Source organism: Stieleria maiorica, assembly GCF_008035925.1.
GTDB classification, from domain to species: Bacteria; Planctomycetota; Planctomycetia; order Pirellulales; family Pirellulaceae; genus Stieleria; species Stieleria maiorica.
The window spans coordinates 7,892,508-7,910,072 of record NZ_CP036264.1; the positions used below are offsets into that span (position 1 = coordinate 7,892,508).

Consider the following 17,565-nt stretch of genomic DNA (forward strand, 5'->3'; position numbering starts at 1 on the left):
TGTCGTTTACCCAACGTGAATCTGAAAGGCTGCTATGTCGAATCGTGACAACATCTTCGAGAACGCACTTTTGCGGCTCGACCGTGCGGCTCAGTTTGCAAACATTGGCGCCGAAGCTCTGGATCGTCTGAAACATCCGAAGTCGGTCGTGTATGTCAGCATTCCGGTTCGGATGGACGACGGATCGCTGCGAATCTTTAAAGGCTACCGTGTTCGTCACGACGACACTCGTGGTCCGACCAAAGGTGGAATTCGTTTTCACCCGCAAGTGCATCTTGGCGAGGTCAAGGCACTGGCGTTCTGGATGACGTGCAAGTGTGCGGTGGCGGGCATACCGTTTGGTGGTGGCAAGGGCGGCGTGATTGTTAACCCGAAAGAGCTTTCCCGCATGGAACTGGAACGACTCAGCCGAGGCTTCGTCCAGCAACTTGCCGATTTCATTGGTCCTGACACGGACATTCCGGCTCCCGATGTTTATACGAACTCCATGATTATGGGCTGGATGATGGACGAGTATTCCACCATCCAGCGGCGACGCACGCCGGGTGTCATTACCGGCAAACCGATTCCACTTGGCGGTAGTCTTGGTCGCGATGATGCCACCGGACGCGGAGCTTACTACTGCATCAAAGAACTGGAGCGGAGCAACAACTGGACTCCCGACAACGTCCGAGTTGCCATTCAGGGATTCGGGAACGCTGGTCAGCACGTGGCCCGGTTACTTCATGCAGATGGCTACAGGTGCGTGGCCATCAGTGATTCCAAAGGCGGAGTTTATCGTGAAGAGGGTTTGGATATTCCGCGAGCCATTGAACTGAAACGCTCTCAAACATCCGTATCGAATGTGTACGGCGAACGCAGCGTCTGCGATTGTCCGGATTGCGGTTGCGTGGAATGTCATTGCAATCCTGATGATTCGGGCAGTGGTTCTGTCATCTCAAATGAGCAGCTACTTGAGTTGGATGTGGACATTCTGATCCCGGCTGCTTTGGAGAACCAAATCACCGGCGAGAATGCTTCGCGAATTACGGCACCCTATATCGTCGAAGTCGCCAACGGACCCACAACGACGGAAGCCGACGACATTCTGAAGGAACTGGGAACAACGGTTGTTCCCGACATCTTGGCGAATGCTGGCGGCGTCACGGTCAGCTACTTCGAGTGGACTCAGAATCGGGCAGGCTACTACTGGAGTGAAGGGGAAGTGCATCAACGTCTGCAGAAGATTATGGCTCAGGAATTCGGGGCTATTCATGACTTGAGCGTCGAGACAGAAATCGACATGCGAACGGCGGCATACGCCCATGCTCTTAACCGTATCGGCGAAGCGATGGAATCACAGGGAACTAGTCGATACTTCAACGCAGCGATGCAAATGACATGAACGATAAGAATGGAAACCCAGTCCGCAAATCGATGTCCCGTCGCACGTGGCCAACAACCTACACAGCGTTAGTGCTGTTGTTTGTAGCGACGGCTTCGACCGCGATCGCTCAGGTGTCGCCCGAAGAGCACGCAGCACATCACCCCGGAGAAGCCAATGCGAATGACGGCGGTTCGGGAGCTCGTGGCATGGGAGGGCCGCCGGAAGGTGCCGGTCCGAAGAATGGCATGGGTGGCAAAGGCGGCGGGATGATGGGCGGCGGCATGGGGGCGATGATGGATGGCATGATGGAGAAGATGGGCGCGCCCAAGCCCAAAGACCTCTATCCGTCTTTGATGGAACTGCCCGATTTGCCGATGGAACGTCGCGGGGAATTGGAGCAGGAAGCTCACGGACGAATGATCGCCGGAACTCGGTTATTGAGCGAAGGCTTTGACGAACTATCACGTTCGGCTGCGGGTGATGACTTCGCTGCAATGCAGGCGGCAACGGCCAAGATTCGCGAAGGATTGAATGACTTTGAAAGCGGTCTCGCAGCTCATCGTGCTTTGAGTGAAGGAAAGGCTCCTCGAAACGTCGCATTGCAGTGGTTCAAACGTGAACTCAATATCGACGATGCCGTGAACACTGCCTCGTCAAACGCATTGCTGTGGGGCATGTCGCCGTTTCACACCAGCTTGATGGCTGTTCTGATCCTGTTTGCGGCGGCGATGATCTGGATGTACTTCTTTAAGATGCGACGCGCGGCATCACTGCTGGAAAGACTCTCGACAGCGAACGCGAGTGCTGGCGGGGGCCAAGCCGGAAGTGGGGGAACCGGGAATGGCGGCGCGAACACACAATCGACCGCTCCCAGCACACTTCCCTCGGACTCTCGACCCTCAGCCCTCGACTCTCAACCGGTAAGCGATTGTTGTGCGACTGATGATGGCTGCCCAACCGAAGCTCCCGCCGATGGAGTTGACGCGAGCGGATTGATTCCGGTTGCGAAGAAAAAACTCTGTCGGCTGCGAGTTGCTAAGATCACCGACGAGACCGATGATGTCAAAACGATTCGGATGGTCGCCTGTCATGGCGGACGGATTCCGTTTAGCTACTTGCCGGGACAATTCCTATCCTTCACGCTTCCCGTAGGCGAAAAGCCGATCCGGCGGAGCTACACGATTTCTTCCGCTCCCACACAAGCGTACTACTGCGAAGTCACCGTTAAGCGAGAAGACAAGGGTGCGGGGTCACGCTACATCTGTGACCAACTGAAAGTCGGCGACACGCTGGAAGTGAAAGCTCCCAGTGGACGGTTCACTTTTACCGGCGAAGAGTCTGACAGTGTGGTGCTGGTCGCCGGTGGCGTTGGCATCACGCCTATGATGAGCGTGACGCGGGCGTTAACCGATATGTGTTGGCCGGGCGAAATTCATTTCATCGTCGCCTGTCGTGATCCACAGCACTTCATCTTCGAGTCAGAAATCAAACGACTCGACGAGCGGTACGACAACTTGCACGTGCATGTTGCGATGAGTCGCATTGAGAAGGACTTGGACGGTTATCGCAAAGGACGGCTGAGCAAAGAACTGCTTGCTGAATGGGTGCCTGATATCGCAACCAAGCGGGTTCATATCTGCGGTGCTCCGGCAATGATGGAAGCAACCAAGGGGATGCTGGCAGAACTCGAAGTTCCTGCGGACAACATTCACACCGAAAACTTTGGCTCGACACAAAAGCCGAAAGCCAAAGTTGCCAAAGGGCAGGAAGCTCACGAGCCGAAAGCGACGGGAGCCAAAGTCACGTTCGCGACTTCCGGCAAGTCAACGGAATTGCTGGCAGACGAAACAATCCTCGAAGCGGCAGAACGTATTGATGTTGAAATCGACTACTCGTGCCGCGTTGGAACCTGTGGCATTTGTGTCGCGAAGCTGCTCTCCGGCGAAGTCACGATGGAAGTTGATGACGGCTTGGAGCCGGAAGACCGTCAAGCCGGGATGATTCTGTGCTGCCAAGCGAAGGCGAAACAAGATGTGAGCGTTGAGGCATGAAGGAACGAGAGAAAATCGTCGTTACCGGCCTGGTCATGTTGATGTTGCTCGCATGGCTTGGCTTTCCGCTTCATCACGCACACCGGTTTGCAGGAAGTTTCTGGGGTGGAGTTTTCGGAGTCGCCGGGGCAACTCTGATGCTCGTTCCGCTCGCCTACTTGATCGTCAAACGCAGCAAGAGTCTAAAGAAGTCGGTCACCAAGCACGTCTCCATGCGGACACTATTAGCGTGGCACATTTACGCGGGCGTGCTCGGACCGATTCTGGCCATCATTCACAGCGGCCATAAGTACGAAAGCGTCGTTGGGATTGCTTTGACCGCGATGACGCTGCTGGTTGTCGTCAGTGGTTTTGTGGGCCGATACCTGATGTCCGGTTTCGCCAAGGAGATTCGCGAAAAGAAGACGATGCTGAACGAGTTGCAAGCCGCTTATGACGAAGCTCTTGTGAATACACAAGCTGATCCGTCTGCCGCAAAATGCCTACGCCCTTTCTCCGGGTTCTTCACGCGCCTGATGGCTGGGTTCTTTCTTCCGGAGCCGAGCACGGAGCCATCCGTTGCAAGAGCCGATTCGATCACTTTAGTGCGTCTTGCTGAATCAATCGCGGACGTCGAATACGCCATTCGCACTCACGAGGATTTCAAGCAGTGGTTCGGCAAGTGGCTGAAGTTCCACATCGTGCTTTCCTTTGTCTTGTACGCTCTGATGTTCGTGCATGTGTATTACGCCGTCTACTTCGGCTTGCGTTGGTTTGAGTAGCAGGTGCTGCAATGACACGATGGACGATCATCATTCTAGTTCTTGTCGCCGGAGTTGCGGTGGCCTATGGAGTGGGATGGATTCCGAGTGAGGCGACGGAAGTCGTTTCTCATTCGATGCACCAAGCAGTCAACCCGGGTCCGCTCTCAGCCGCCCACGCAAGTCTTGCGAACAACTGCAACGCTTGTCACACGCCGGTTAAGGGAGTGGACACGGCGAAGTGCATTCTTTGTCACGCCAACAATGAATCTCTTTTGCAACGCCAGCCAACCGCATTTCACGCCAGTGTCAACACCTGTAAGCAGTGCCATCTGGAACATCGCGGCGTCGATGCAAAATTGTCGTTGATGGACCATTCGCTGCTGACGGGCATCGGTATGAAGAAAATGCAGGATGCCGAGCCGGGAACGGAGGAAGTCGCCGCCTACCTGCGGCTGAGTGAAAAACTCGATTCGGGCGTTTCACCGCACTCTCGCATCAGCTTGAATGAGTCTGTGTTGGACTGTGCGTCTTGCCATTCCAATGGCGACCGGCATCAGAACTTGTTCGGTTCTGATTGTGCTCAGTGCCACGCGACCGATCGCTGGACGATCCCTGAATACAAACACCCTTCGCCGCAATCGACTGATTGCAGCCAGTGCCATCAGGCACCCCCGAGTCACTACATGATGCACTTCAACATGATTTCGGCTCGCGTTGCGGGAAAGCCTCATGCGAGAGTCGATCAATGCGGCCAGTGCCATCAGACAACTTCTTGGAACGACATTAAACGAGTCGGCTGGTACAAGCATCATTGAGGATGACGTGTTATGTCTGAAACAAGCCTGATTGAGCAAAACGTCATCTTGGTCGTCGGTTGGATACAACTCGCGATTGAAGTCCTTGGTGCCACACTGGTCACGATCGGCGTGTGCGTGGCCATCGTTCACCTGATCCGCAGCTTTGCGAGCGGACAGCCGGAAGACTTCGCTCCAACGCGACTGATTCTTGCGAGATACCTTTCGCTGGCGTTGGAATTCCAGCTTGGCGCCGATATTCTCGGGACTGCCGTTTCGCCCAGTTGGGACCACATTGGAAAGCTAGCAGCGGTTGCTGTAATCCGAACGGGACTGAACTACTTCCTGATGATGGAAATGAAGGCCGAGTCATTACCCCAAAAAACCGATGGTTGCCAGTCCGAATCAAGTGACAAAAGCGTCACTGAAAAATTTTCGGACAGTCCGTGAAGAAACTGGTTCGAGCCGCATCTAAAGCGGCAATGTAGATTGGTTTTTCATCGTTGCGACGCAGGACGATTTTCTGCCCGGGCGACGATGGGCAGTTCACCTTGGTTCCGAACAAAGGATTCCCCAGAATGAAGATTACACGATCTCCGCTCATGCTGCTGCTGCTCGCCATTGCCGTGGCCACGGTCAGCTTTGCTTCCGGCTCGGCCTCGGCTCACGAAGGCCACGACGATGCCAATAAAGGGCATGATCATGAAGCGATGATAAAGAGAGAAAATAAGATCACCAAAGCCCTTTTGGCGTTGCCCTCCGAAGACCAGAAATTGGCCGAGGCACAACGGTTTTGCCCGATCATGACCTACGACCGCCTCGGCACGATGGGCACTCCGATAAAGGTCATGGTTGAAGGCAAACCAGTCTTTTTGTGTTGCAAGGCGTGTAAAGAAGACGCCGTCAAAGGTGGCGAGAAGACGGTGAAAACGGTCATGAAGTTGCGTGACGCGACCGAGACGCTCGCTAAGCGGCCAATGGGCGAACGAATGGCCATCGAAGCTCAGAAGTATTGCGCCGTCGCAAACACCAGCTTCCTCGGTTCAATGGGAAAACCCATCAAGCTGGAAATTGAAGGCAAGCCAGTCTACCTCTGCTGCGAAGGCTGCTCAAAGAAGGCGAAGGCCGATCCCGCCGGAACTCTCGCCAAGGCTGAGAAACTGATCAAGGACGGGACGTTGGAAGGCCATGACCACGAGCACACGGATCACAAACACTAGACGCACTCAAACAGCGGCCTCCTCGGAACCGTAACGCCACAGCTGTCAAAAGCTCGCTGGCTTTGCGGTTTTTTTGCTTGCTGTTGGCCACGCCTCAATGCTAATTCTTGTGGTCGTTGCTGAAGAAACCGGGATGCCGTGCATCCGAACGGTCAGACGAATGGCCGAGAAAGAAACGCGAGGCAAATAGCATGAAACATTTCCTGCACATGTTGATCGGCTGCGGCTTACCGATGCTCCTGATTTTCGTTTTGCCTTACTTTGGCGTCAGTGAAGGAGTGACATTAACCGTGTTTATGGTTCTGATGCTTGCCTGCCATCTGTTGATGATGCGTGGGCACATGACCGACCATTCCGACCACCATTCCAAACGCCACGAGGACAGCCATGAATAAACTGAGTATTGCCCGGTTCGGTTTCGCAGTTGCGGTCGCTTGTGCCGTTTCCTATCTGGGCTGTGTCTTCGTGATGATGACTGTTCCGCAGGAAGTAGCGATTCGGTTCTTTAACAGCCTGATGCACGGTGTCGATGTCACGACGATCATGCGGTGGGACATGCCGCTTTGGGAAACGGTTCTCGGCGTTATCGAGATTTTTGTACTAGGTTGGCTGTTTGGAGCTTTGATTGCCGGATGTTACAACTGCTGCGGCAAATCGCTGACCTGACACAGTTCAATATCAATCGGCTGGCGGCATTGCCATGTTCCTGATGAAGGCATACGGCAAGGGGACGGTCGCTGCTGGCATGGCTCTCTTGATGTACTTCTCAATGGTCATCAACGAAAGTCTTGTGGTCCGCACGAGCACGTCCCGGAACTTCCACCCCGACCAAAGACATTCTGGATGCCTACAAGAAGCACGGCGTCGACTGGGAAGTCTACGAAGTGGAATTTATGGAGCGAATGGCGAAGCGGAGTATTGAAACCCAGCTTCGCCAAGAAGAATTCCACTCAAGCTGCCTCCTTTGCAGCTAACACCTGCCGAAACTCTGGCATCGCCGACTTGTGCTGGAGTACCTACAAGAGAAGTGGGGCGACATTCCTGTCTCACATCCTGTGTGACGTACTGTCGTCGCAATCAGTCGGTCATCGAGTGCCGCTATCGGCAACATGGCCTCTCGATCTTACAGCAGTAAGCTCGCTTCGCGCAGCACGTTGGCTTTGCCACCTTCGATGAGTTCACATTTTCCGCAGCCTGCACATACTGACTGTCGACCTGGCTCGCATCCGCCGCTGACAACACTACGGTTGAGCCGATCAATCCGAGACCAAGTACGCAAGTCATAACAGCCTTTAACATCGTTCATTCCCTCCAAGGAGAAGGTCCGCCCAGAACGTCACAGGCCGAGCAGCCGCAATAACTGCACTCCCGCGTTCTCTGGTGATTTAGATGCAGGGCCTCACGGCTTCTTCACAAGAAATCAGTAAACTTATTCGCCTTGACTGACCGTGAAGCCGGCGAAAGCTATGCGTTTGCCGCGAACCTTGGATCGTCGATTCCAAACCGAAGCTTCCATTCCATCACCGAGCAGTAAAGCACAGGAACGACAAGCATCGTGATAATCGCAATCACCATGCCGCCGAAACTTGGAATGGCCATGGGAACCATGATGTCACTGCCTCGACCGGTGGACGTGAGAACGGGAATCAAGGCAAGGATGGTCGTTGCGGTGGTCATCAGGCAGGGTCGAACGCGACGCAATCCAGCGGTAACGGTGGCTTCGCGGGCGTGCTGAGCACTGGTGATGCGGTCTCTGCGGAAACTGTCTTCCAAGTAGGATGCGATCACAACCCCGTCATCGGTGGCGATACCGAATAATGCGAGGAAGCCGACCCAGACTGCAACGCTGAGATTGATCGTGTGGACCTGAAACAGTTCACGCATGTTCGTATCGAACAGGTTGAAGTTCAGGAACCAGTCGGTCCCGTACAACCAGAGCATGATGAAACCACCGGACCAAGCGATCATGATGCCGCTGAAAACAAGCGAAGTCGTGATGACGGATTTGAACTGGAAGTAGAGAATCAGAAAGATGATTCCGAGTGCCAGCGGAAGGACAACCATCAAGGTTTTTTGCGAACGAAGCTGGTTCTCGTAGTTTCCGGCGAAGGAATAGCTGACACCGGCAGGCAGTACAAGCTCACCGCTGTCGATCTTTTCCTGCAAGAACGCTTGAGCATCTTCGACAACATCGACCTCGGCGTTGCCTGCCTTCATGTCGAACAGGACGTAGCCCAATAGAAAGGTGTCTTCGCTCTTGATAACTTGGGGGCCGCGCACGTAACGGATGTCGGCCAATTGTGCGAGCGGGATCTGTTGCCCCATTGGCGTTGGTACGAGGATGCGTTCCAGCGACTCCGCATCGTCTCGCAGCTCTCGTGCGTAGCGGACTCGAACCGGGTAGCGCTCGCGTCCTTCAACGGTCGTGGTGATACGACGTCCGCCGATTGCGACTTCGATGACATCTTGAACGCTGCGGATATGCAGGCCGTAGCGTTTGATTGCATCGCGGTCGATGTCGATTTCCAGATATGGTTTTCCGACGATGCGGTCAGCGATCACGGCGGACGCCTGAACCGTAGGGACTTGCTTCAGGAGTCCCTCGATTTGTAGAGCGACACGTTCAATGGTTTCGAGATCTGGGCCTTTGATCTTCATTCCCATCGGTGCCCGCATACCACTCTGCAACATCACGATACGAGCCGCGATCGGTTGCAACTTCGGAGCTGACGTCGTACCGGGAATGTCGGCGGCTTCTGTGATTTTCTGCCAGATATCTTCGGGCGAGTTGATTTCATCACGCCATTGCCGGAATGGGCGGCCATGCAGGTCTTCGATCAGCATGCCCTGTTCATCGCGGGCGTAGTTCTTATCTTCTTCGTCGTAGCGAAACTTTAGGCGATTGCCGTTCTGGTCGGTCTTGTATTCCGATTTGTAGGTGATAAACGTTTCGATCATTGAGATTGGAGCCGGGTCGAGTGGACTGTCGGCTCGACCTATCTTGCCAACGACCGAATCGACTTCGGGAATGGAGATGAGGAACTTGTTTTGCAATTGCAACACGTCCATTGCTTCGCCGATCGAAGCGTGTGGCATCGTCGTCGGCATGTAGAGGAATGAACCTTCATCCAGAGGCGGCATGAACTCTTTGCCGATACCGGGTAGCGTTTCGCTGGCGGCTGTCCAAGGCTTCGACTCACGGATCGTCGATTGCTCGATACCGACATTCGAGGCGAGTTTCGGGATGAATGAAAATACGCGGTCAAAACCAAGCCACGCACTACCGCCAAACAGAAGAATTGCTGTTGGAATTGAAAGGAAGAACAACTTGTGAGCGAGACACCAACGAAGGATTGGCTCGTAGAGGAAGCGTTGGAAGATCGTGAAGAACCCAAGCAATCCTCCAATGAGCATCCCGACAAATAACAGATTTCGTGTGAGTCCTTTTTGCGGCCCAAGTGGCAACCAGTGTTCCGTCAGAATTACCCCGACAACCAAGACCGCGATAGCACTCGCAAGGAAGGGTGCGTAGTGGTTGTATTGGGTCGGAATGCGTGGTTCGAGCAGCTTGTAGAGGCCAAGACCGATTACGATAGTTCCAACCCACCACGAGACGAAGAACATCGCGAGCACGCCTGCGGCGACAAGAGCGATCATGGAGTATCTGCGAAGTGAGCCTGCCTGCATTCGCCCGCCCATCAGAATATGGGCTGCTGGTGGAATGATGGTGAGGGCCACGATAACCGATGCTGCGAGCGCAAACGTCTTGGTGAAAGCGAGAGGACGAAAGAGCTTGCCTTCCGCAGCTATCATTGTGAACACGGGAAGGAAGCTGACAACCGTTGTCGAAACGGCGGTTAGAACAGCACTTGCGACCTCGTTCGATGCGCGAAAGATGACGTGGCCGCGATCTTCATTCGGGTCGGCCTCGTCCAAGTGTTTGAGAATGTTCTCGCAGAGAATGATTCCCATATCGACCATCGTTCCAATGGCGATGGCAATGCCGGACAGTGCGACGATGTTGGCATCCACTCCAAACGTCTTCATGGCGATGAAGACCATCAACACGGCCAGCGGCAACAAGGCACTGATGAGTATCGAACTACGCAGGTGCAGAACCATCACCAGAATCACGATAATGGTGACGAGGATTTCTTCTGATAGTGCAGTATTGAGCGTTCCCAGCGTTTCGTAAATGACTCCGGTGCGGTCGTAGAAGGGAACGACTCGGACTTGGCTGGTCGTGATCCAGCTTGGCCATTTGTCACGGGGCGTTCCACGTAGGTGCTGAACCCAAGGATCGTGGTTGGGTGTCGAACCGGTGATCGCCGGAAGGTCGTGTGACTTGCCGTAGGCATCAACCTGCTCAGCCGTGGTCCGCGTGTAATCGACCAGCACTTTGCTGGGCAATCCGGGCGACACTTCTTCGATCTTCTTCTTGACGTTCTTGATGGCTTCCAGCGGGTTGAACCCATAGCGAACGACTGTCACGCCGCCCACAGCTTCGGCTCCCGCCTTATCCAGCGCCCCACGACGCAAAGCCGGCCCAAGTCTGACGGTTGCCACGTCCTTAATCGTGATCGGCACGTCATCGGCGACTCTGACGACGGTCTTCTCGATATCTTCAACCTGCTCGATGAATCCCAGTCCGCGAATGACATATTCGGCTTTATTGAGTTCAATGGTCCTCGCACCGACATCGACGTTGGACATACGAACGGCCCCAAACACATCGGTGAGCGACACCTTAGCGGCTCGCATTGCATCGGGATCGACATCGATTTGGTATTCCTGAACGAAACCTCCAATCGAAGCAACCTCGCTGACGCCTTCTGCCGAGGCGATTGAGTAGCGAACGTACCAATCCTGAATGGTTCGCAGCTCATGTAGGTCCCAACCACCGGTAGGATTTCCGTCTGGGTCTTGGCCTTCCAGCGTGTACCACAGAATTTGACCAAGGGCGGTGGCGTCGGGCCCGAGCGTCGGTTGCACGCCTTCGGGCAGAGTTCCGGCGGGTAGGCTGTTGAGCTTTTCCAGCACACGGGAACGTGACCAATAGAACTCAGCGTTCTCGTTGAAGATCACGTAGATCGTAGAGAAGCCAAACATCGAGTAGCTGCGGATGGTCTTGACTTCCGGGATGCCCAAGAGGGCAACCGTCATTGGATAGCCGATCTGGTCTTCGACATCCTGCGGGCTGCGGCCCATCCATTCGGTGAAAACGATCTGCTGGTTTTCGCCGATGTCGGGAATCGCATCGACGGGAACTGGGTCGCGAGGCAGACTGCCGACTTTCCAATCGAACGGGGCGACCATGACGCCCCAGCCCATGATTGCCAAGACAAGCAGAAAGACGACGAGTTTATTGTGCAGGCAGAACCAGATGGTGCCGCCGAGAATAGTGCGACGGGCGCTTTGAATATCGGGAGCTATGTCATTGGAAGGTTCGGTCATCAAAGCGTTTTATTCTCGTTTCTGGTTTCCAAAAATGCGGCTGAAAGATTTGCACGACTCGTACTCCTACCCGTGATTGTGCCCGGCGTGCTCATCCGGCGGCGGCGCTTTCTCACCTAGCGGCTCGACCTTGTCCGCACACTTCAGCATCGAAGCACCGTAGTACGGATTGCGAACAGCGTCGTCGGTTTGAATCCAACTTGCTCCGCGACCCTCGAATGCCATCGGACAGTGAAGCTCGAAGAGCTTATCACTACCCGCCAGTCCGAAAACGCGTTGAAGCGTCAAAAGCTCGTCCGACAGTAGTGCGAAAGATGAACGAAGCGTTTTCAGGTCATTGGCCTTTGATAGTCGAGCTGCGATTGCCGAGAGACTGTTCAGTTCTGAATTCCAACGTTCAGCGGCTTTGCCCGTCAAGGACTGAGCATTGATTGTGCTGACGGTCTGATGAAGTCCCGCCACGGCGTTTGTGGCGGACGTGGCATCGTCTGCCGCCAACGCTTGCGAGATCGCAACGTAAGGATTGACGAGTTGGCTGAGTTGATTGCGAAACTCGGCGGGAACATCGAGGCTCTGTTCAGCCATCTGGTGTCCGGTGTGAGATAGCCCAAACATCTGCTGCAAACGTTCCGCGTGTCGCTTCGTCACCAAAAAGACCCGGTCAGCATCTTGTAGCGACTTCACCTCCTGGCCTTCGACCGCATCGTTTCTGAGCAGCATCGCGAACTCCTCCAGTTGCGCCCGCATATCGCCGGACAACTGATCAACCTTCAACGCGGCGATGCCTTTTCCAAGTTGAGTGTAGCCGTCACGAATCGCATCAAGTTCAGCACTTTCGATAGCTTTGCCGATCGTTTCGACAGACTCTATCGTTTGATGTAATTGCTTTTCCAACTCCGATGGGAGCGACATTCCCGAACGTCCTGCGATTTGCATCGGCTCGCCCTCGGCAACGGGCTTTTTTTCGCCACCGTGATCGTGCCCTCCACCGCCACCACCGCCTTCAGGCGTCATCATGGATGGCTTGGCAGAAATTTGCAGAGCACTATCCAACTTGAAGTTGCCGTTGGTGACAACCAGTTCGCCTTTTTTCAAACCGGCTTTGACGAGGTAGTAGTCTCCGGCCCGTGGGCCAAGCACAATTTCGCGACCCTCATACGTCGGTTCTTCAGCGTCAGGAACCTGCACATAGACGATGGCTCGTGTTCCGGTCAGCAATGCGGCGGAAACCGGAATCACCAGTGGTTTGGCTGTGTCGCTCGGTTCCGCTGTGACATAACCAAGCGTTTCGGCTCGTACCAATGGCATCCCGCAAACATCGCAATCGCCTGGTCCGTCCTTGACGATTTCGGGGTGCATCGGGCTGATCCACTTTCCGGCAAGCGACGAATCAAGAACTCGTCCACCCGCAGCGATCTTGGATTTCACAATTGCGCGAACAAACATCTCCGGCTTGAGACGTCCGTCTTCGTTGGACACATTGACTCGTACTTTCACCGTTCTTGTTGCTTCATTCAGCACCGGATCAATGAACGCGATTCGGCCATGAAAGACTTCACCGGGGTAAGCTTCTGTTGTGAACTCAACATCCTGTCCGTAGCGAAGCCAAGGCAAATCGGATTCATACGCATCCATTTGCACCCACAGATGATCCAAGTCGGCAACTGTGTAGATTCGATCTCCGGTGCGAACACGATCGCCTTCCTCGCGGTGTTTCTTGACGACGATTCCAGCGGCGGGAGAGTAGATCGTTAGGTGTGTACTCGGTTTTCCTCGCTGTTCGATTTCTCTGATTTGCTTCTCGGTAATGCCAAGCAGCCGCAGCTTTTCGCGAGCGGACTCGGCCAGATTCAACGGCTCCACAAATCGTGACGCTGGACGGTCGGCTTTCGATTGCTGAGCAGCAACCAGTTCTTCCTGAGCTGTGTAGAGTTCTTCGCTGTAGATATAGGCCATATGGTCGCCCTTGTTAACTTCCACGCCTTCAAACTCAACGAAAAGTCGGTCCAAGCGGCCAGCAACCCAGGCGGTGATATGGGCAAGACGTGTTCGGTCGTACTCAATTTTTCCCACCATGCGAACGTTGGCCGTAACGTAGCGATGAGCAACCGGAACTGTCTGCACGTTCATCAGCTTCTTCACATCCGAACTGATCGAGACGGTGCGAATGCCGCTGGCAGACTTCTTGACCGGCACCAAGTCCATCCCACAGATTGGGCAGCTACCCGGTCCGTCACGACGAATCTGCGGATGCATCGAACAAGTCCAAATTTGAGCTTCGCTCTTCCCTGCGGAGGCATGGGCATGCCCTGAATGGTTTTCCTGAGCCGACGTACCGCCGTCCGTCGAGCCGTCGCCACGCATCGACATGCCCAGCAACAAACCAACACCGAGCAACACGATGGCTTGGGCGATCCACAGCTTGCTGCGATGATGTTCGTAAATTTGACTGACTCGATTCATTGCGGTTGCTTTACTCATTGATTAGTTGCTTCTCACAGTGCTGTCCCAACCTTCTTATCCAGCCAGCTGACCAGCGTGTTTACTTCATCAACATCGCGCACACCCACAGCAGTCAGTGATCGCGAACCTCTTTTCCATGTTGCCGCGATACTCGAATCGAGATCAACCAAACAACACTCTTTGTCGCCACATATTGCCATGTTTGACTGACGCTGGCCAAACCATTCTGTTTTCTCGTCATCGTGCTCAAACAAGACGAGAGTTGAGCCATCCAACCTTTTGCAAACTGCCTTTACGCATGTGCAGCAGGGCATTTTCAGCACGCTTGTGGAAGCCAGTGAATAGCCTTCCGGCAGACCTTCGGACACGGCAGGACGATAGCCAACCAGCTTGACCGCACTATCTGCATTGACGGTTCGGCCGTTGTACTTATTCAACAAAAACTGCTCAGCGGCGTCGGGATCGTCAGGAAGTTGGCGTAGATAGTGGTCCATCGTCGCTACGAACTCGGCACTGTGTTCTTGGTCGGCGGAATTTGCATGGTTGTTGGAGTGGGGGTGATCCATGCTGCGATTCATCCAATACCCAAAGCCCAGCACCAGAAGCACCGATGCGGCCAGTGCCAGTTGCCGGGATGAAGTCCACCAATACCGGTTCGTTTGCTGGTCGGACGCAGGTTGCGGCTTGACCGAGTCGCTCGATTCGTTTGCCACCAATTGGGCCGTGAGCCCCTCCCAGACAGCAGGCGGAACCTGTGGGTGCGGCATTCGGTTCACGGCTCGTGTTACATCCTTGAAGCCCGCTAATTCCGCAGCGCACGACTCACAACCCGCCAGATGCCGAGCCATCGCGGCCTGCGATTCATCAAATAACTCGCCGTCGTAGTACGCCGAAAGTCGGTCTTGAACTTCGGTGCATTTCATGGCGATACCTCCTTCAGGGAGTGTTCGGGGCGGAATAACTGCATTATGCCGTCCGCTCACCGCTTCAAGACGCAATCTTGGCGAGCATGTTTTTGGATGCTCTGAAGCGACCGTCCTTCACGCTTTGGCAAAGAAAAACTCGAAGAAACGATGTTTGCGGGGCCTCGTTCGCAGTTTTTGGGATTTTCGCATGAAGATTCGCACGGCGAAAGCATCGAAACCCGCGTCCGGCATCAATGCCATTCGATTCACCGTTGTCCTGCGAGCAAATCTATGACGTCGAAATTACTGCTTTGTCTGGTACTCGGATCCGGGCTACTTTTTGCTATTTCCGGTTGCAATACTACCGAATCCGATTTTACGGAAACAACAAATCCCGCTGCCCGTACTTTCTCGTCAGATCACCCAGAAACGGAGCATGACCATTCGGGACACGATCACGGTGACGGGGATCATGCGGGCAAAACCGACATGGAAAAGATGACTGAGGCACTGGCGGACTTCTCCGAAGAAGACCATAAGTCCGCAATGAAACAGCACTTTTGCCCGGTCAGCGGCGAGATGCTGGGCACGATGGGCGAGCCGGAGAAGGTCAAAGTCCAAGGCCAACAGGTTTGGATTTGCTGCGACAGCTGCAAGGACAAATTGCTTGCCGATCCGGACAAATATCTCGCCAAGCTAAACGACTAAACAACGTGATGGCCTCCGCCAATCCTTTGTACTTCACTTCTCTCAAGGAAAGACCCAGCATGTCTTTGAGTAACCTCACCCGCATATCTGCAATGGTCCTCGCAACTCTGGCGATGTCATCAAGTCTCATTGCCCAACAGCACGACCACGCAGACCACCAGCACGCTACACATAGTCACGATGGCCACGATCATTCTGCCGTAGAGCAGGGGCCGAACGGCGGGACCATTCAAATCGTAGGAACTCAGCGAATCGAGACGGTCATTGTTCCCAAAGGCATCATGTTCATGCTGCTTGATAGCGACGGGAAGGTAGTTGGTGCTCCGAAGGCGAGCGGGTCACTGAAACTCCGCGTCGGCGAGGGGAAGAAGGATTATCCGTACGAGTTGAAGCCACTAAAAAACAATGCAATTGGCGTCGCGGTCGATCTCTCGAGTGTGAGCGGCCACCTGCTACATATGGACGTGACGCTCAACGGAGTCGCTTCGCAGCCGGTTTCTTTTCATGCGATGGGCAAAGTTGCTGACGGAAAGCTCTCTGACGCAGTTTTGATCAGCTTGCAGGCCACATGTCCAGTCAGCGGTAAAAAACTTGGCTCGATGGGGGCACCGCCAAAAGTCATGGTCGAAGGCAAGCCTCTGTTCGTGTGCTGTGCGGGTTGCAGTGACCGAGTAAAGGCTGCACCGCAGCAGTACCTCGCCAAATACTACACGGCGAAGGGCGAACAGGTTCGGCCCGGCGTCTTCAAGGCAACGCTGGCCGACGCCAGTGCAATTGCTGCACAAAAGGTCTGTCCCGTGATGGATGAGCCTTTGGGAGGAATGGGGGCTCCCTTGAAAGTCAACGTGAAAGGCAAGGCAGTCTATATCTGCTGCGTTGGCTGTGCCAAGAAGCTGCACACGCAGCCGGACGAGTACCTTGCAAAGCTCACCAAGATGGGCGTCAAACCTCCAGCGATGAAGTAGGGGGCTGTATGAGTTCGCCCCCAAAGCAGATTCGATGTCGTATCGAACGCACGTGGGCTCGTCTCAACCTCGAAGGCATTGATGGCGCCGTGGATGAAGACGACAATGTGGAGATTTTGGGTATTTCGAATCTTTACATCGACATTGACTCAGGACGGAAATCGACCAATACTATAGGCGTCAGAGTAGATACTCTCTTGAAGTCCAACCTCCCTTTCATTGCTGCATGTTCACCCGTTACATCCACTTGCTGATGTGCCTGACCGTGCTGGTTTGTCCAGCGATGGGTGGGGCTTGCTGTGCGGATGTGGGTGATTCTTCGGTTGAGCTTGGAGGTTGCGAGCATCACTGCTGTTGTGATGCAGAAGGGGAGCAAGCTCCGGCCGCTCCTGATTGTCCTGAGCCGTGCCACGATTGTTTCTGTGCGGGGGCCTTGCCTCCGGGGTTCAATGCGTCGGTCGAACTGACAGGAATGGTGGACACGCTCGCAATTGTTGCTGTCAACGATTTGGCAGCAACATCTGTCACTCAGCGTCTCGAATTTGCTTCGCGAGACGAATCGCCTCCGCAGGGGCGAGCGCTTCTAACGGCTTATTGCAGGTTCCTGCTGTAGGACGCTCTTTCAGCCGTTTTTTGGCTGCACTTCGTAGTGACTTTGGTTGCTTCGTGCTGCGCTGCCTGAGAACGGCTTTGTCGTTTGCTTGGCCACAAGCATCGTTTGAGTGTCACTCTTTGTTACAGCGGACGCAGCACCATGTCGAATGTCATTACTCAGCCGAAGGTCTCGGCAGAACCCATACCAGTCGATTCAGCGATCGACCAACAACCCACGCCCAATAGCGAGTTATCAGCAGCGGTGCGACCGCGAAACTCGCGTTTTCGGCGAGTGTTACTTG

The 17,565-nt window shown here is 54.4% G+C and carries 13 protein-coding genes; 10 read left to right on the forward strand and 3 right to left on the reverse strand.

Annotation, left to right across the window (positions count from 1 at the left end; translation table 11 throughout):
* Window positions 1-34: 34 nt before the first annotated feature.
* From Mal15_RS26825 to Mal15_RS26860, 8 genes are all read left to right on the forward strand, one after another.
* Window positions 35-1,384: a Glu/Leu/Phe/Val family dehydrogenase gene (locus Mal15_RS26825; protein ID WP_147870574.1), complete on the forward strand. Its 1,350-nt coding sequence runs from the start codon at window positions 35-37 to the stop codon at window positions 1,382-1,384.
* Complete coding sequence (locus Mal15_RS26830) at window positions 1,381-3,417, forward strand: 2Fe-2S iron-sulfur cluster-binding protein (RefSeq protein ID WP_233903047.1); 2,037 nt, start codon at window positions 1,381-1,383, stop codon at window positions 3,415-3,417. The genes Mal15_RS26825 and Mal15_RS26830 overlap by 4 nt, the downstream gene beginning before the upstream one ends.
* Window positions 3,414-4,178, forward strand: a complete 765-nt coding sequence (locus tag Mal15_RS26835) for a hypothetical protein (RefSeq protein WP_147870576.1) — start codon at window positions 3,414-3,416, stop codon at window positions 4,176-4,178. The genes Mal15_RS26830 and Mal15_RS26835 overlap by 4 nt, the downstream gene beginning before the upstream one ends.
* Window positions 4,179-4,432: 254 nt before the next feature.
* On the forward strand, window positions 4,433-4,975 hold the full coding sequence (locus Mal15_RS26840; RefSeq protein ID WP_233903048.1) for a hypothetical protein: 543 nt from the start codon (window positions 4,433-4,435) through the stop codon (window positions 4,973-4,975).
* Window positions 4,976-4,987: 12 nt separating this feature from the next.
* Window positions 4,988-5,404 carry a DUF1622 domain-containing protein gene (locus tag Mal15_RS26845; RefSeq protein ID WP_147870578.1) on the forward strand — a complete coding sequence of 139 codons (417 nt, stop codon included), beginning with the start codon at window positions 4,988-4,990 and terminating at the stop codon, window positions 5,402-5,404.
* Window positions 5,405-5,532: 128 nt separating this feature from the next.
* Window positions 5,533-6,174, forward strand: a complete 642-nt coding sequence (locus tag Mal15_RS26850) for a hypothetical protein (protein WP_233903049.1) — start codon at window positions 5,533-5,535, stop codon at window positions 6,172-6,174.
* Between the two features lie 191 nt (window positions 6,175-6,365).
* A complete protein-coding gene (locus Mal15_RS26855; protein WP_147870579.1) occupies window positions 6,366-6,569 on the forward strand; it encodes a hypothetical protein in 204 nt (67 codons plus the stop codon).
* Complete coding sequence (locus Mal15_RS26860) at window positions 6,562-6,840, forward strand: DUF5676 family membrane protein (protein ID WP_147870580.1); 279 nt, start codon at window positions 6,562-6,564, stop codon at window positions 6,838-6,840. The genes Mal15_RS26855 and Mal15_RS26860 overlap by 8 nt, the downstream gene beginning before the upstream one ends.
* A gap of 798 nt (window positions 6,841-7,638) precedes the next feature.
* On the opposite strand, the gene Mal15_RS26865 is transcribed toward Mal15_RS26860, so the two are convergent.
* The 3 genes from Mal15_RS26865 to Mal15_RS26875 form a co-directional block, all read right to left on the reverse strand.
* Window positions 7,639-11,628 (reverse strand): efflux RND transporter permease subunit, encoded by a 3,990-nt coding sequence (locus Mal15_RS26865; protein ID WP_147870581.1) that lies wholly within the window; start codon window positions 11,626-11,628, stop codon window positions 7,639-7,641.
* Between the two features lie 66 nt (window positions 11,629-11,694).
* Entirely contained in the window at window positions 11,695-14,109 is a 2,415-nt protein-coding gene (locus Mal15_RS26870) for an efflux RND transporter periplasmic adaptor subunit (RefSeq protein WP_233903050.1), read from the reverse strand.
* Window positions 14,110-14,123: 14 nt separating this feature from the next.
* Window positions 14,124-15,014, reverse strand: a complete 891-nt coding sequence (locus tag Mal15_RS26875; protein ID WP_147870582.1) for an anti-sigma factor family protein — start codon at window positions 15,012-15,014, stop codon at window positions 14,124-14,126.
* A gap of 273 nt (window positions 15,015-15,287) precedes the next feature.
* Here Mal15_RS26875 and Mal15_RS26880 point away from each other — a divergent pair, with 273 nt between their 5' ends.
* On the forward strand, window positions 15,288-15,704 hold the full coding sequence (locus Mal15_RS26880) for a hypothetical protein (RefSeq protein ID WP_147870583.1): 417 nt from the start codon (window positions 15,288-15,290) through the stop codon (window positions 15,702-15,704).
* A gap of 8 nt (window positions 15,705-15,712) precedes the next feature.
* Window positions 15,713-16,669 carry a hypothetical protein gene (locus Mal15_RS26885; protein ID WP_233903051.1) on the forward strand — a complete coding sequence of 319 codons (957 nt, stop codon included), beginning with the start codon at window positions 15,713-15,715 and terminating at the stop codon, window positions 16,667-16,669.
* Window positions 16,670-17,565: the final 896 nt, after the last annotated feature.

Bases quoted from the DNA above. Each gene is read 5' to 3' on its own strand.
- Mal15_RS26845 (WP_147870578.1), top strand. From the start codon at position 4,988: ATGTCTGAAACAAGCCTGATTGAGCAAAACGTCATCTTGGTCGTCGGT.
- Mal15_RS26880 (WP_147870583.1), top strand. From the start codon at position 15,288: ATGACGTCGAAATTACTGCTTTGTCTGGTACTCGGATCCGGGCTACTT.
- Mal15_RS26825 (WP_147870574.1), top strand. From the start codon at position 35: ATGTCGAATCGTGACAACATCTTCGAGAACGCACTTTTGCGGCTCGAC.
- Mal15_RS26860 (WP_147870580.1), top strand. From the start codon at position 6,562: ATGAATAAACTGAGTATTGCCCGGTTCGGTTTCGCAGTTGCGGTCGCT.
- Mal15_RS26885 (WP_233903051.1), top strand. From the start codon at position 15,713: ATGGCCTCCGCCAATCCTTTGTACTTCACTTCTCTCAAGGAAAGACCC.
- Mal15_RS26865 (WP_147870581.1), bottom strand. From the start codon at position 11,628: ATGACCGAACCTTCCAATGACATAGCTCCCGATATTCAAAGCGCCCGT.
- Mal15_RS26850 (WP_233903049.1), top strand. From the start codon at position 5,533: ATGAAGATTACACGATCTCCGCTCATGCTGCTGCTGCTCGCCATTGCC.
- Mal15_RS26835 (WP_147870576.1), top strand. From the start codon at position 3,414: ATGAAGGAACGAGAGAAAATCGTCGTTACCGGCCTGGTCATGTTGATG.
- Mal15_RS26870 (WP_233903050.1), bottom strand. From the start codon at position 14,109: ATGAGTAAAGCAACCGCAATGAATCGAGTCAGTCAAATTTACGAACAT.
- Mal15_RS26875 (WP_147870582.1), bottom strand. From the start codon at position 15,014: ATGAAATGCACCGAAGTTCAAGACCGACTTTCGGCGTACTACGACGGC.
- Mal15_RS26855 (WP_147870579.1), top strand. From the start codon at position 6,366: ATGAAACATTTCCTGCACATGTTGATCGGCTGCGGCTTACCGATGCTC.
- Mal15_RS26830 (WP_233903047.1), top strand. From the start codon at position 1,381: ATGAACGATAAGAATGGAAACCCAGTCCGCAAATCGATGTCCCGTCGC.